This window comes from Stenotrophomonas sp. YJH_SMC_94-11 (genome assembly GCF_059370435.1).
The window spans coordinates 14,298-29,148 of sequence record NZ_JCAFTR010000011.1 but is presented as its reverse complement, the minus strand read 5'-3'; the positions used below and the strand labels follow the sequence as shown (position 1 = coordinate 29,148).

General features: G+C 67.4%; 13 protein-coding genes. 8 read left to right on the top strand and 5 right to left on the bottom strand.

Annotated elements, in window-relative coordinates; translation table 11 throughout:
* Positions 1 to 15 precede the first annotated feature (15 nt).
* Complete coding sequence (locus AC5P74_RS17495) at positions 16 to 609, top strand: mechanosensitive ion channel family protein (RefSeq protein ID WP_005418176.1); 594 nt, start codon at positions 16 to 18, stop codon at positions 607 to 609.
* A gap of 519 nt (positions 610 to 1,128) precedes the next feature.
* Here AC5P74_RS17495 and AC5P74_RS17490 read toward each other — a convergent pair.
* Both AC5P74_RS17490 and AC5P74_RS17485 read right to left on the bottom strand, forming a co-directional pair.
* Positions 1,129 to 1,395 carry a DksA/TraR family C4-type zinc finger protein gene (locus AC5P74_RS17490; RefSeq protein ID WP_005418184.1) on the bottom strand — a complete coding sequence of 89 codons (267 nt, stop codon included), beginning with the start codon at positions 1,393 to 1,395 and terminating at the stop codon, positions 1,129 to 1,131.
* 170 nt (positions 1,396 to 1,565) lie between these two features.
* Positions 1,566 to 2,123: a DUF2058 domain-containing protein gene (locus AC5P74_RS17485; protein WP_005418186.1), complete on the bottom strand. Its 558-nt coding sequence runs from the start codon at positions 2,121 to 2,123 to the stop codon at positions 1,566 to 1,568.
* 63 nt (positions 2,124 to 2,186) lie between these two features.
* On the opposite strand from AC5P74_RS17485, the gene AC5P74_RS17480 reads away from it, so the two are divergent.
* From AC5P74_RS17480 to AC5P74_RS17470, 3 genes are all read left to right on the top strand, one after another.
* Complete coding sequence (locus tag AC5P74_RS17480; protein WP_053499398.1) at positions 2,187 to 2,687, top strand: M48 metallopeptidase family protein; 501 nt, start codon at positions 2,187 to 2,189, stop codon at positions 2,685 to 2,687.
* A gap of 47 nt (positions 2,688 to 2,734) precedes the next feature.
* Complete coding sequence (locus AC5P74_RS17475; RefSeq protein WP_206620987.1) at positions 2,735 to 3,433, top strand: RNA pseudouridine synthase; 699 nt, start codon at positions 2,735 to 2,737, stop codon at positions 3,431 to 3,433.
* Between the two features lie 165 nt (positions 3,434 to 3,598).
* Entirely contained in the window at positions 3,599 to 5,155 is a 1,557-nt protein-coding gene (locus AC5P74_RS17470) for a phospholipase D family protein (protein WP_346607738.1), read from the top strand.
* 3 nt (positions 5,156 to 5,158) lie between these two features.
* On the opposite strand, the gene AC5P74_RS17465 is transcribed toward AC5P74_RS17470, so the two are convergent.
* Positions 5,159 to 6,235 carry an HDOD domain-containing protein gene (locus AC5P74_RS17465; protein ID WP_065185469.1) on the bottom strand — a complete coding sequence of 359 codons (1,077 nt, stop codon included), beginning with the start codon at positions 6,233 to 6,235 and terminating at the stop codon, positions 5,159 to 5,161.
* A gap of 277 nt (positions 6,236 to 6,512) precedes the next feature.
* Here AC5P74_RS17465 and AC5P74_RS17460 point away from each other — a divergent pair, with 277 nt between their 5' ends.
* The gene (locus AC5P74_RS17460; protein WP_004153019.1) at positions 6,513 to 7,610 is read left to right on the top strand and encodes a Glu/Leu/Phe/Val dehydrogenase dimerization domain-containing protein; all 1,098 of its coding nucleotides are present in this window, start codon (positions 6,513 to 6,515) and stop codon (positions 7,608 to 7,610) included.
* Positions 7,611 to 7,657: 47 nt separating this feature from the next.
* Here the strand turns inward: AC5P74_RS17460 and AC5P74_RS17455 are convergent, their stop codons facing one another.
* Positions 7,658 to 10,501: a S8 family serine peptidase gene (locus AC5P74_RS17455; protein WP_495205005.1), complete on the bottom strand. Its 2,844-nt coding sequence runs from the start codon at positions 10,499 to 10,501 to the stop codon at positions 7,658 to 7,660.
* Between the two features lie 182 nt (positions 10,502 to 10,683).
* Between AC5P74_RS17455 and AC5P74_RS17450 the strand changes: the two genes are divergently transcribed.
* The 3 genes from AC5P74_RS17450 (at position 10,684) to AC5P74_RS17440 (ending at position 12,890) form a co-directional block, all read left to right on the top strand.
* Entirely contained in the window at positions 10,684 to 11,859 is a 1,176-nt protein-coding gene (locus AC5P74_RS17450; protein ID WP_005418201.1) for a thiolase family protein, read from the top strand.
* A gap of 124 nt (positions 11,860 to 11,983) precedes the next feature.
* Positions 11,984 to 12,325, top strand: coding sequence for a hypothetical protein (locus tag AC5P74_RS17445; RefSeq protein ID WP_005418203.1), 342 nt, complete (start codon positions 11,984 to 11,986; stop codon positions 12,323 to 12,325).
* A gap of 154 nt (positions 12,326 to 12,479) precedes the next feature.
* Positions 12,480 to 12,890: a hypothetical protein gene (locus AC5P74_RS17440; protein WP_005418205.1), complete on the top strand. Its 411-nt coding sequence runs from the start codon at positions 12,480 to 12,482 to the stop codon at positions 12,888 to 12,890.
* Positions 12,891 to 13,169: 279 nt separating this feature from the next.
* Here AC5P74_RS17440 and AC5P74_RS17435 read toward each other — a convergent pair whose 3' ends face one another.
* Positions 13,170 to 14,807: an acyl-CoA dehydrogenase family protein gene (locus AC5P74_RS17435; RefSeq protein WP_346607737.1), complete on the bottom strand. Its 1,638-nt coding sequence runs from the start codon at positions 14,805 to 14,807 to the stop codon at positions 13,170 to 13,172.
* Positions 14,808 to 14,851 lie beyond the last annotated feature (44 nt).

The window sequence follows — 14,851 nt, the reverse complement described above, 5'->3', positions numbered from 1 at the left end:
CCTGTTTTCGCCCCCATGATGTTGTCGCTGAAGGATCACCTGCCGGCCTGGAGCCACCCATGGCTGAACTACGCGGGCGTGGCCCTGCAGATCGTGCTGGTGCTGCTGGTCGCCTGGCTGCTGCGGGTACTGGCCCGTCGCCTGATCCGGCGCTTTGCCGAGCACTACACGCTGCCACCTGAAATGGTGATGGGCGCGCGCCGGATCACCAGTTTCGTGGTCTATTTCAGCGCCCTGCTGTATATCCTCAGCCTGCTCGGCGCGAAGCCTTCAGTGCTGTGGACCGCGTTCACCGGCTTCGCCGCCGTGGGCGCAGTGGCCTTCTTCGCGGCCTGGAGCGTGCTGTCCAACATCTTCTGCACGTTGCTGATCTTCACCACTCGCCCGTTCCGCCTGCATGACTACATCGAAGTGCTGGAGAACGGCGAGAAGCCGGGCCTGAAGGGGCGGGTGATCGACGTGAACCTGATCTACACCACGCTGCAGGAAACCGGCGACGGCCATGAGGGTACGGTGCTGCAGCTGCCGAACAACCTGTTTTTCCAGCGCACGGTGCGCCGCTGGCGCGACCCGGCGCAGGCCCCCGGCGGCATCCAGGGCGACGGCTGAGGGGGTCTTCCTTTGCAGGGCTGCGCCCTGCACCTGCCGAAGCAACGTCAACGTCAAAGGCGGGCATTCCGTGGGTTGGCGGGCTGGGTCCGGTTGAGGGGGACGCTGCAAGTACGTCCATGTAAGCTCGGTCGCCGCATCCATGCGGCTCACGCCCCCTCAACCGGACCCACCCCGCCTTCGACAGTTTTCCGCGAACTGTCGGAACGGCGTTCTGCTTTGGTGGGTGCCGACCGTTGGTCGGCACGAATGAATTCATTCGATATCTGACAGATGTGCCGACTAACGGTCGGCACCCGCCAACAGCGCACGGAATCTGTCAGAGGTGGGGCGATGTCGGAGTGCGGGGTGTCCGCGGCATGGATGCCGCGGCCAAGCCCCCATGGACGGGTTTACGGCGTCCCCGCACTCCGACACCGCCCTGCCAACCCACGGAATGCCAGCTTTTGCTTTTGCTGTTGCTGTTGCCTTGGCTTGAAGGCTTCGGCGGGTGCAGGGCGCAGCCCTGCCGAACACCCTTTACCTCAGCTGGCTGTCCTTGCTGCCACGCCGGTTGTAACCGGCATGCGCCTGCTCTTCTTCGTCATGCGCCTGCTGGCACGCCACGCACAGGCGAACTCCCGGCACAGCACGACGTCGCGCCAACGGAATCGGCGCTTCACATTCCTCACAGTGCTCAAGGCCCGGGCCCTGCCGCAGCTGGCGGCGCGCGCGGGCGATCGCATCGTCGACGGTGGCGTCGATCTGGTCCTGGACCGCGCCATCTCCCGCCCAACCGGTGGCCATGGTCTTCCTCCGCAGGTGTGTCGCCTGATATGGGGACGATACACCCGCCCACAAAGGAGCAGGCCAGTGTTGCGCCGAGCCGTGCCCGGTGCGCCTTCAGCAAGCTGAGCAGAACGCCAACGGATCCAATCGGGGCGATCGCGACTTAATCCCCTCCGTCCCCTTTTTGCTTACCAGATCAGGTCGTCCGGCACCTGGAACTGGGCGTAGTAGGCGTCGTCCTCGGCGTTGCCGGTGGAGATCTCAGCAGTCGAGCCCGGCTGGCCGTGGTCGACGATGATCGCCTCCGGGGCCCGCTCGCGCACCTTCTCGGCGGCGGCGCGCGGCAGCAGGGCGTAACCCTCGCCATTGGCGACGATGACCAGCACGCCCACCGACAGCGCCTTGCGCAGCTTGGGGTCGATCAGCAGGGTGCGGATCGCCGCGCCATCGCTGAAGCGATACTCGTCATCGCCCTTGTGGGGTACTGCATGGGCCGCGATGATCTGCTTCGCCTGTGCCTTCTGTTCCGCCTGCCTGGCCTGGGCATTGCGCTCGGCGGCCAGCGCGCGGTCACGCTCGACCTTCTCGGCACGGGCACGTTCAGCCTCACGCTGGACCTCGGCCGAGGCCGATTCGGCCTTGCCCTGGCGGGCCTTGGCCTGCTCCCGCGCGGCGGCGCTGGCCTGCGACTTCTTGGCCAGACCGGCCTTGAGCAATTGTTCCTGCAGCGCGTTGGGCTTTGCCATGGTTGGTACATACCGCGTGTAATCTTGGATGCTTCCATTCTACCGACGCCCCGCCGCCCCTGCATGGCAGTCCTGAAGTACCTCACCGGCTACCCCGAACCCCTGGTCGCCCAGGTCAGCGAACTGCTGGCGCAGGGCAAGCTCGGCCCCTGGCTGCAGCAGCGCTATCCCGACCCGCACGAGGTGCGCAGCGACCGCCAGCTGTACGACTACACCCAGGCGCTGAAAGATCGCTACCTGCGCAAGTCGGTGCCGCTCAACAAGGTCTGCTACGACAACACCCTGGAAGTGATCAAGCACGCGCTGGGTACGCATACCGCCATTTCCCGCGTGCACGGCAGCCGCCTCAAGGCCAGCCGCGAGATCCGCATCGCTACGGTATTCCGCCAGGCGCCAGCGGCGTTCCTGCGCATGATCGTGGTGCATGAGCTGGCCCACCTGAAGGAAGCCGACCACAACAAGGCCTTCTACCAGCTGTGCCAGCACATGGAACCGGATTACCTGCAGCTGGAGTTCGATACCCGTCTGTACCTGACCGAGCTGGCCAACCGCAGCCAGCGCTGACCGGCCGCAGCAGCTACACTGCGCGCCCCCTGCCCGACCTGCCCGCCATGGAACCGATCCGTCTCGACAAACGCCTGTCCGCCCTGCTCGGCATCCCCCGCGGCGAAGCGCGGCGCTATATCGAAGGCGGCTGGGTAACGGTCGACGGCGAAGTGGTGGAACAGCCACAGCGCCCGGTCGATGACAGCGTGGTGATCGTCGTGGCCGAGCAGGCCAGTGATGAAAAGGCCGAGCGGGTCAGCATGCTGCTGCACAAGCCGGCCGGCGTTGCTGCTGAGACCCTGTGTGCGCTGGTCAGCAGTGACAGCCGCAGCGAACTTGATGCCAGCGACATCCGTCCGTTGCAGCGCCATTTCCACGGCCTGCAGCTGGCCGCTGCACTTCCGGCCAGCGACAGCGGCCTGGTGGTGGTCAGCCAGGATCCGGCCACGCTGGCCCATCTACAGCGCAATCTGGGCCGCACCGAACAGGAATACCTGATCGAAGTGGCCGAAGGCGGCCCCGAGCGAGGACCGTGGCTGCTGGCGCGGCTGCAGCAGGAATCCGGCGGCGCGAAGGTCAGCTGGCAAAGCGAGCAGCGCCTGCGCTTTGCCGGCAAGGGGCTGACCGTCAAGGGCCTGCGCGTGGCGGTGACCGCCGCCGGGCTGCAGGTGCTGGCCGTGCGCCGACTGCGCATCGGCCGGGTGGCATTGGGGCCGCTGCCGCCGGCGCAGTGGCGTTACCTGGGCAGCGACGAGCGGTTCTGAGGCCTGCGGGTCAGGGCCCTTTCCTGCAGAAACGGGTCCGCCCCCCATCCGTGACGCCCGCGGGGTCGGATCCCTTGCCGAAGGCAAGGGCGCTGACGCCCTATCGATCCTGCAGGCATTCCTTCACGCAGGGCGTGGATCTACCATCGAGGCATGAGCCTGCCCATGCCCCTGGGGCGACGCCTGTTGCGCGTCGCTGCAATCGTCCTCGCCGCGCTGTTGCTGCTGGTCCTGTCCGGGCTGCTGCTGGCCGACCATCTCACGCCACAGGCACAGGGCGCGCCCTCGCATGTACTGCCATTGCAGCCGGCGCAGACCCGCATCGACCAGCAGATCGTGCCGCTGCAGGACGCGCATCCCGGGCAGTCAGGCGTAGCGTTCCTCAGTGATGGCATGGATGCCTTCGCCGCGCGCGCGATGATCACCGCGCACGCTGGCCGCAGCCTGGACCTGCAGTACTACATCTGGCACGACGACCTGATCGGCCACCTGATGGCCAAGGCGCTGCATGACGCCGCCGAGCGCGGTGTGCGCGTGCGCATCCTGCTCGACGACATGAACGCCAAGGACAAGGACGCGCTGATGATGGCGCTGGACCGGCACCCCAACATTGAAATCCGCCTCTACAACCCGTTCCGCAACCGGACCGGCATCCTGCGCGTGGTGGAGATGGTGCAACGCTTCTTCAGCGTGAACCACCGCATGCACAACAAGAGCTGGATCGCCGATGGCCGCGTCGCGATCGTCGGCGGCCGCAACATCGGCGAGGAGTACTTCAGCGCGCGCACCGATGTGAACTTCCAGGATCTGGACCTGCTGGTCGCCGGCCCTGCCGTGGAGCAGGCCAACCGGATCTTCGACGACTACTGGAACAGCGAGGCCGCCATTCCGGTATCCGCGCTTGCCTTCCATACCGATGCACAGCTGCGCCTGCTGGTGCGCGAATCGGATCATGAGGCGCAGCGGGACGTGGCGCGGCCCTACCTTGCGCGCGTGGCCGAATCGCGCCAGCGGCAGCGCCCGAGTCCCGAGCCATTGCACTGGAGCAGTGCAGTGCGCATCGTCTCGGACCCGCCGATGAAGCATCGCAGGGATGATCGCGCTGCCTGGCTGGTGTCGACCCTGATCAGCGAGCTGCAGGCCGCCCGGCACAAAGCGTTGTTGATCTCACCCTACTTCGTGCCAGGCAACGAAGGCCTGGATGGCTTTTCGGCCATGGCCGGGCGGGGCGTGCAGGTCGGCGTGGTGACCAACTCACTGGCTGCCAACGACGTCGCCGCCGTGCACGGCGGCTACATGAGCTACCGCGTGCCGTTGCTCGAAGCGGGCGTCCACCTGTACGAACTGAAGGCGCAGGGACAGTCCGGCGATGCCGGCATGTTCGGCAGCAGCGGCGCGAGCCTGCACACCAAGGCGTTCGTGGTCGACGACCGCCGCGGCTTCGTCGGCTCGTTCAACCTCGACCCGCGCTCCGCCTACCTCAACACCGAAATGGGCGTACTGTTCGACGACCCGGTGCTGGGGGCGCAGCTGCGCGATGAGTACCTGCGCCTGGCGGACCCCAGGCACAGCTGGTGGCTGGCGCTGGACGACCGAGGCCGGCTACGCTGGCTGGAGCGTGAACCGCCACCGCACTGGGTGGAGGCCGAACCCGGCGCGAGCCTGGGCAAGCGCTGGACCGCGCGGGCCATCAGCTGGCTGCCGGTCGAATCGCAGCTGTAGTACTCAGGCCGCCGGGCCGGCCTGGTCCTGTCCGGCATCATCCAGCGTCTCCACGCTGCGCCCATGCAGGCGCCGCCAGATCCAGCGCAATGCATGCGGCGGCGCTGAAGGCAGCTGCTCCAGCAGCGCCAGCATGCGGCTCTGGCTGGCATGCCCATGGCGGCACAACAGGCTGGCCGCTGCGGCGGCGCTGGCCAGGCGCAGGCTGTCGGCCAGCGCCCCTTCTGCATCCACCGCCAGGGCCTGGTGAACCGGCTCAGGCAGCTCCCATGCGGCGGCGACCCGCTGCGCCAACGGCAACGACCACTGCTGCAACATCTGCAGGGCCAACGCCGGCTCCACGGCCTCGCCGCGGGCCTGCGCTTCCTGCAGCAGCTGGCGCATTACCAGTGACGCGCCCAGTCCCTGCACCAGGCCCAGCCACTGCGCGGCGAAAGCATCACCGAAGGTAACCGTGCGTGCGTGGTCTGCAGCCGCGCGCGAGGCCAGCAATGCGTGCTCCCAGATGATCGTGCTGAACTGCGGGAACACTTCGCACTGCACCTGCATCACCGGCTGCACCAGTACCGCGCTGATGATCTGCCGCACGCCTTCGGTACCCACCAGTGTCACCGCCCGCTGCAGGCTTTCGACCGGACGCTCATGCACCTTGTAGGCCGGGCTGTTGGCGATGCGCAGCAGGTTGCCGGTCAGTACCGGGTCCTGACCGATGATCGCGGCCATCACCCGCGCTGAGGCGGCATCGTCGTTGACGGTCTGGATCAGCTGCGGCAGCAGTTGCGGCCGGCGGGGCAGCTGCCTGGCCGCCCAGTTGCGGTCCTGCAGCGCGCGCGCCACCGCCTCGCCCAGCCCTGCGGCCTGCACCGGCGTGGATTCACCGGCCAGACGCGGGTACAGGGCCAGCGCATGCAGGCCACGTTGCAGATGTGCAGCGATCTCGGCCGGGGGCAGCGCCTCGCCCTGCAGGCTCGCCGCTGCGGCGGCCACCGCCTGGCGGGACGCAGCAACCAGCCGCGACGGTGCCGCCCCGGTCGAACGCGCCAGCCAGCCGCGCAGCGATCGCCACCAGGCCGCTGTCATCGCCGCCCGCCCTGTCGTTGCAATGTCCTTGCCGTCACTGACCGCCCGCCTCTTCACGCCAATCCGGCCACCCGCCGTCGTCGCAGCATCGGCCGCACTTTCATCTTCTTTAACCGGAAGGCATGCGATGTCGACGGCACCGGCCAGGGGAATGGACTAGAATGGCGCCGCGCGACCCGTCCCCCAGCCATGACGACGTCGCTTTTTTTGTTTTGGGACCCTACCGTTCACTGGCCGTTCGCTGCAGTTCGCCGCTGATCGCGCCATCGGAGACGCCATGCTATTCGAAACCCTCGCCACCACCGGCCACGAACAAGTGGTGTTCTGCCACAACCACGATGCCGGCCTGCAGGCGATCATCGCCATCCACAACACCACCCTGGGCCCGGCCCTGGGTGGCGTGCGCATGCGTCCGTATGCCAGCACCGACGAGGCGCTGGCCGACGTGCTGCGGCTGAGCCGGACGATGACCTACAAGAATGCGCTGGCCGGCCTCAACGTCGGTGGTGGCAAGGCAGTGATCATCGGCGACCCGAAGGTGGACAAGACTGAAGTACTGTTCCGCGCCTTCGGCCGTTATGTCGACTCGCTGGGAGGGCGCTACATCACCGCCGAGGACGTCGGTACCGACGTCAACGACATGGAGAACATCTACCTGGAGAGTCAGTTCGTGACCGGCGTGCACCAGGTCCATGGCGGATCCGGCGATCCGGCCCCGTTCACCGCCTACGGTGCGCTGCAGGCGCTGATGGCGGCGATGCGCTTCAAGTTCGGCCATGAGGAAGTGGGCAAGACCAGCATCGCAGTGCAGGGCCTGGGCCACATCGGCATGGAGCTGGTCAAGCTGCTGCGCGATCGCGGCGCCAAACTGTATGTCACCGACCTGGACAGCGCGCTGGTTGATCGCGCGGTCAGCGATTTCGGCGCCGAAGCGGTCAAGCCAGACGAGATCCACGAAGTGAACGCCGATGTGTTCGCACCGTGTGCGCTGGAAGGCGCGATCAACGCCGACACCCTGCCGCGGATCAAGGCGAAGATCATCTGCGGTACCGCCAACAACCAGCTGTCGAGCCTGGAAATCGGCGATGAACTGCATGCGCGCGGCATCCTGTATGCACCTGACTACGCGGTCAACGCGGGCGGCGTGATGAACGTGTCGCTGGAGATCGATGGCTACAACCGCGAACGCGCGATGCGCCTGATCCGCAGCATCTACCACAACCTCACCCGCATCTTCGAACTGTCGCAACGCGAGAACATCGCGCCGCAGCGGGCAGCCGACCGCATCGCCGAAAGCCGTATCCTGTCGATCGGCAAGCTGAAGATGCCGCTGGGTCGCAGCACCCCGCGCCTGGGCAACCTGCGCGGCGGCTGAGCCTGCCGATGTCGCGCCGGGCCTTTCGACCCGGCGCGACCGCCCGTTCAGAACCCGGTGCTGTAGCGCAACGCCGCCTGGCGCGCGCCTTCGCCGCCGACGCGTTGGTCGAAGCCCAAGCTCAGGCGGCCGTTGCGGCCCCACCACGACTCCAGCGCCACGCCGAACAGCGCACTGCCACGCGGCGCGTTCCAGCCCGCCAGTGGCGCCCATGCATCAACGCCGACGAAACTGGCCTGCCAGTCCGCATCGGCACCATCGAGCCGCTGCTGCCATTCGGCATGCCCGCGCAGGGTCCAGCGCCCCCAGCCACGTTCGCCGCGGATACCGGCCAGCATCTGGCTGCGCTGTACGCGGTTGGCATCGCCACGCAGGCCGAAGCCGAACCCGCCCAGTTCGTTGAAGGCATCGGTATCCACGCGCGTGCTGCTGGCGCCCACGTAGGGTGTGAACGACGCACCCGCGCGGCCGAAACGATAGCCGCCTTCGACACTGGCACTGCTGAAACGTCCGCCGTAACGTGCAGAGACACCGTAGGCGCCGGCGCCCAGCAGCAACTGGCGATCCAGCGCCCGGGTGAACTGGCCGCTGCCGACCTGCGCCAGCGCATAGCCCCGGCCCAGGTTCCAGCCGGCATACAGCTGCGCCTGCGCCTGGCGATCACGCCCACGATCACCACCGACGCTGCTGCCACCATTGCTGCGGGTTTCGCCAAAGGCCACGCCCATCAGCCCATTGCTGCCCAGTGGCAGGTCCTGGCCGGCCATCCAACCGCGGCTGTCGGCGGCATTGCCGGCGAAACTGCCCTGCCCGGCTTCGCCGAGCGCGCTCTGCCAGGCCCCGCGCAGGCGCGGCGCCGCCTGCACGCGATCAAAGCGCTCGGCGATCGCGCGGCGTGACATGTCGATGCTGTCGAAGGTGGCCGACTCGGCCCGCGCATGCGCCTGTCCGGACAGGCTCTGCAAACTGGCCTCGAGGCCTTTGCTGCCACCGCCGGTCCACTGCAGCGCACCGGCGGCCGTACCGAAGGCCGAGCCCTGTAGCGTCGTATCGCCATCAAGTGCGCTGAACGCACTGTCCACGCGTTGCGCAGCCGACTGCGCCGAGGCCGTGAGCCCGGTCGCGGCCGCCGTGACGCTGACCTGGGTCAGGTTCAACCAAGCGTTGTTGCTGTCATAGCCATAGCTGCTCTGCAGCAGCGACAGGCCCTGCAGGCCGCTGGAGGTGGCCGGGCTGCTGAAGGTGCCGCTGAGGCCGGCGGCGGCGTGGATCAGGTCCTGGCGGCTGCCGTTCTGCGGCACATAGCCGGAGACGAAGCCGTGCACGCGCACGCCCCCGTTGATCGTGGCGTTGCCGGTGACCTGCAGCGCATTGGCACCGAGCGCGATCATCAGCTGCGCGCCGGCCTGCTGGGTGTAGTTGCCCTCGATGGTGCCGGTGGTGTTGCCGGTGGTCAGGAACACGCTGCTGCCGTTGACCACATTGCCGATCACGCGCGGCGTACCGCCATTGAACTGCAGGCCGGTTGAATCCGGATCGGCCTGCGCCAGGATCGTCACGTTGGAGCGGATCACGCTGCCGTTCTGCAGTGACAGGATGCCGCGCTCGATGCGGGTGGCACCGCTGTAGCTGTTGTTGCCCCCCAGCACCAGGGTTCCCCCGCCCTGCTTGACCAGGCCACCGCTGCCGACGATGTCATTGCTCCACAGCGAGCCACTCGATGGCGCATCGACATTGGCCACCACATCGCCCCAGTCGAAGCGCCCCGGCCCCTTGATCGCCCGCGAGATGTCGAGCAGGCCGTAGCCGAACACCGCATCCACGCCGGGCGCACCGATGTCCTTGGCGGTGCCCAGCAGGGTCTGCCGCACCAGGTTGTTGTCGAAGTACGGGTAGCGCTGCCAGACCAGGGCGGCGGCGCCGGAAACCAGCGGGGCGGCAAAGGACGTGCCGTAGTTCCAGTAATAGCTGCCGCCGTTGGCATCGGGATAGACCGCGCTGCCCGGCGCCGCCAGGCAGTAGCGCGCAGCCTGGCCGCAGGCATTGGCGTAGCTGGCCAGCGTGCCCGGTGCATACGGATCCACCGCAGTGGCCACCAGCCAGCCGCGCTCCAGGTCGGCCGCCGGCAGCGAGCCGGCAACGCCCAGCTGGCTGGGCAGCGCGGCCAGGCTGCTAGGCTCAGGGCGCGCATCGTTGCCGGCCGCGAACACCACCAGGCCGCCATGGTTGATGACAAACGGCCGGTACTCGGCCGCCACCTGCGCGGTGGTCGGCAGGTCGGTCCAGTACAGGCCGCCCCACGAATTGTTCATCACCTTCACGTTGTAGCTGATCAGGTCCTGGTGGACCTGCGCCACGCCCAATGGGCCGCTGAAGGAATTGCCCTTGCCGCTGCCGTCATCGACGGGCGGCTTGTCGGCGATGATCCGCGCCGAAACGATCTGTGCGCCGGGGGCGATGCCGCCCGGCCAGGATCCCACCGAAGCACCCGCGGCAAGGCTGGCCACCGCCGTGCCGTGGCCCACCACGTCGTCCACCTGCAGGTTGTTGCGGGCGGGGTCGATGTAGTTGAGGTTGGCGGCCACGCGCCCGTTCAGCGCCACTGCGTTGCGCTGCACGCCCGAATCGACGATGCCGATGCGCACCCCCTGCCCGGTCAGGCCGGCGGCCTGTGCGGCACGCGCATTGGTCACGGACAGGTGCGCGTCGAAGGCCGGCTCCTGCGGCTTGGCCGGAGGCGGTGTGGTCGGCGGGGGCGTGGTCGGGGGCGTCGGGGTGGTCGGGGGGGGATCTATGCGGACATTGCCGCCGCCTCCGCCGCCACCACATGCCGTCAATGCCATCGCCAGCGCCGACGCCAGCGCCGACCTCACCATCATCGTGCGTTCCATCGATTCCTTCCCATGAACGTTGGCCTGCCTACATCCCGGCAGGCGTGCGGTGCCGCCCAGCGGCGGCCCTCCCCGACCCTCTATACTTGGGTCGACCCCCACGCAGTCTGCCGGGAAATCGCGGCGCTTCCAACGTCCTCGGTCTCCTTTCCGAACATTGCTTACGCATCAACGAGATTGCCATGTCCAACATCGTCATCGCCGCCGCCAAGCGCACCGCCATCGGCTCCTTCCTCGGCCAGTTCAACGGCGTGCCGACCCCGACCCTCGGCGCGGCCGCCATCGCGGCCGCCCTGGAACAATCGGGAGTGCCGGCCAGCGACGTCTCTGAAGTCCTCATGGGCTGCGTGCTGCCGGCCAACCTCGGCCAGGCGCCCGCCCGCCAGGCGGCGATCGCCGCCGGCATTCCGCTGTCGACCGGTGCCACCACCCTCAACAAGGTGTGCGGCTCGGGCATGAAGACCATCATGCTCGGCCATGACCTGATCAAGGCCGGTTCGGCCAGCATCGTGGTCGCCGGCGGCATGGAATCGATGTCCAACGCCCCGCACCTGCTGCCCAACTCGCGCACGGGCAACCGTTTCGGCAACTTCCAGGCGATCGACCACATGGCCCACGACGGCCTGGTCAACGCCTACGACGGCAAGGCCATGGGCGAGTTCGCCGAATGCGCCGTGGACAAGTACCAGTTCAGCCGCGAGGAACAGGACGCCTACGCGATCGAATCGGTCAAGCGCGCACAGGCCGCACAGGCCAATGGGGCATTCGCCGACGAGATCGTCGCGGTGAAGGTGGCCACCCGCAAGGGTGAGGTCGAGGTCGCCACCGATGAGCAACCCGGCCGCTCCGACATCGCCAAGATCCCGACCCTGCGCCCGGCCTTCAAGAAGGACGGCAGCGTCACCGCCGCCAGCTCCTCCAGCATCTCCGACGGCGCCGCTGCGGTGGTCCTGCTGACCGAGGAAGACGCCAACGCACGTGGCATTACCCCGCTGGCGCGCATCGTCGGCCACGCCACCCATTCGCAGGAACCGGAATGGTTCACCACCGCCCCGATCGGCGCGATCCACACACTGCTGGCCAAGACCGGATGGTCGCTGGACCAGATCGACCTGTTCGAAATCAATGAGGCCTTCGCCGTGGTGGCGATGGCACCGATGCGTGAACTGGGCATCCCGCACGACAAGCTCAACGTGAATGGCGGGGCCTGCGCACTGGGCCATCCCATCGGTGCCTCCGGTGCACGCCTGGTGGTGACCTTGGTCAACGCCCTGCGCACGCGCGGTGGCAAGCGCGGCATTGCCACCCTGTGCATCGGTGGTGGTGAAGCAACAGCCATCGCCATCGAATTGATTTAAAAAGATTTAACGACGATTTCGCAAAAATGAATGCGGGATCGCTTGACACCCAATCTTGGCTTGTCATCATGTTGTCGGCGCGCAGCATGCGCGTTGCCTAATTCTAACGACGAGGATTTACACAATGAGCATCAACAAGCTGCTGGTCGCGATGTCCCTGGCTCTGGCCCTGGCCGCCTGCTCGAAGCAGGAAGCTGCCCAGGACGCCGCTGCTTCGGCCAACGAAGCCGCCACCGAAGCCCAGGCTGCTGCCGACCAGGCCGCCGCTGCCGGCGCCCAGACCGCCGACGCTGCCCAGCAGGCTGCCAACACCGCCGCCACCGCTGCTGACGCTGCGACCGACGCTGCTGCCAACACCGCTGCTGCCGCGACCGACGCTGCTGCTGGCGAAGCCAAGGACGCTGCCAAGGCTGCCGAAGCTACCGCTGAGCAGGCCAAGGACGCTGCTGAAGAAGCCAAGAAGTAATAACTTCTTTCTTCAGGCTGTTCTGGAAAAGCCGCTGGTTCGCCAGCGGCTTTTTCTTTGGCCTGCTGCCTGCGCGCGCCTCGGATCGCGACCCCGTCTTCACAACGGCATGAATAGGCTGGCGTCCCCATCCATTGCAGTACCGGAGACCGCCATGAAGATTCGCCCGATCACCACCACGCTGCTGGCCGCCTCCCTGCTGCTGGCCCTGGCCGCCTGCAAGGGTCCGGAAGCCGAACAGGCCAAGCAGGACGCGCAGCAGGCCGCCGACAGCGCCGGCGCTGCCGCCCGTGACGCCGTGGACAGGGCCGCCGAAGCCACCCGCAACGCTGCCGACAAGACTGCTGCCGCTTCCGAGCAGGCCGCCGCCGATACCCAGCAGGCACTGGACAAGGCCGCAGACGCCACCGCAAACGCCGCAGACAAGGCCAAGGTTGCGGCCACCGACGCCGCTGCACATGCCAGCGACGCCACTGCGGACGCCGCACAGAAGGTTGCTGACAAGGCCCGTGATGTCGCCAATGACGCCAAGGCCAACGCCGCCAAGGAAGAAGCCAAGCACTAAGGCCTACCGGCAGCCGGGCATCGTCTCGGCGCTACAGGAAAAGCCGCGGCACTGCCGCGGCTTTTCTGCTTTTCGCTCTCTGCTCTTTCTGTTGATTCCGTGCTGGACGCGTACGGAAAGTGTCCAAGGCCGCGCGGGTAGGTTGCGCAGGGGCGTAACGCCATGGATGGCGCGCCCGAGCCTACAAGGACGTATTCACGGCGCCCCCTGCGCGACCTACCCGCGCGGCCCACCCATCAGTATCAGCGGCCACCACGAGGGGCTTCGCCGTTGGCCGCCCTACGGCAGCGCGCGCGCCAGCATTGCCGACAGATCCACACCCGCCGGCAGCGTCCCGAACACCAGCCCATGCTGCCCTTCCAGCCGGCTGCACACGAACGCTTCAGCCATTGGACTGCCCGCCCGCAACATCAACGCTGCCTGCAACAGCAGCGCAGTGCGCTCGCAGAACAGCCTCGCCTGCGACTCATCCGGTGCCGGCGCCGCTGCCCAACGCTGCAGCGCCGCCGCGTAGCGCGCATCATGATCGGCCACCGCTGCCAGCTCGGCGCGCAGCGCCGCCAGTGCCTCCGGTTCACGTGCCAGCGCGCGCAGTACGTCCAGGCACTGGATGTTGCCACTGCCTTCCCAGATCGAATTCAACGGCGCCTGCCGGTACAGCCGCGGCAGCATCGATTCCTCCACATAGCCTGCGCCGCCGAGGCATTCCTGCGCTTCGTTGACGAAGGCCGGCGCGCGCTTGCACAGCCAGTACTTGCCCAGCGCCGTTCCCACCCGTGCCAGCGCAGCTTCGTTGGCATCCACGGCGGCGCGATCCACCGCGCGTGCGATGCGCATCGAAAGTACCGTGGCCGCTTCCGATTCCAGTGCCAGGTCGGCCAGCACATTGGTCATCAACGGGTGCTCGACCAGCAGCTTGCCGAAGGTGCGGCGATGGCGTGCGTGGTGCAACGCCTGCGCCAACGCCATGCGCATTTCCGCCGCTGCGCCCAGCATGCAATCCAGGCGGGTCATCATCACCATGCCGATGATGGTGGCCACGCCACGCCCCTCCTCGCCCACCCGCCATGCCTGCGCGCCGCAGAACTCGACTTCGCTGGAGGCATTGGCCCAGTCGCCGAGCTTGTCCTTCAACCGCATCAACCGGAATGCGTTGCGGTCACCGTCGGCCAGCCGGCGCGGCATCAGCAGGCAGGTCAGTCCTCCCGGCGCCTGCGCCAGCACCAGGAAGCCATCGCACATCGGTGCGGAAAAGAACCACTTGTGGCCGACAAGGCGATAGCGCTCACCATCGATCGGTTCGGCGCGCGTACTGTTGGAGCGCACGTCCGAGCCGCCCTGCTTCTCGGTCATGCCCATGCCCAGGGTGATGCCGACCTTGTCAGCCACCGGCACGTCGCGCGCGTCATAGACCGGCGCTGCGGCCTTGCGTGCCCACTCGGCCAGATGCGGCTGCGTGTGCAGCACCGCTACTGCTGCATGGGTCATCGTCAACGGGCAACTGGTGCCGGCCTCGGCCTGGTGGTGCAGGTAGCTCAACACCGCACGCGCGACATGCGCGCCGGGTTGCGGTTCATGCCAGGACAAGCCGGCGACACCGTGCGATTTCGCCGTCTCCATCAACTGGTGATAGGCCGGGTGGAACTCCACCGTATCGATGCGATGACCCTGCGCATCATGCGTGCGCAGGCGTGGGCGATCGCGGTTGGCATCGAAGCCGAGCCGGTACAGCTCGTCGCCGGCCAGCGCGCCATAGACCGCCAGGCGTGGCGCGAAGCTGCCAGCGCCTTCGCGTTGCACGGCTTCCATCAGCGCCACGTCGTCAGTCCACAACTGGCGCCCCGCGAACGGTGGCGGCTGGTTCAACACCACATGGGTTTCGTAGGGCGCGTCGCTGCTGAAGCTTGGTCCACTCATCCGGTCCATCCTGGCGGCAAGAGGTATGCGGTCCGATTGTGCCG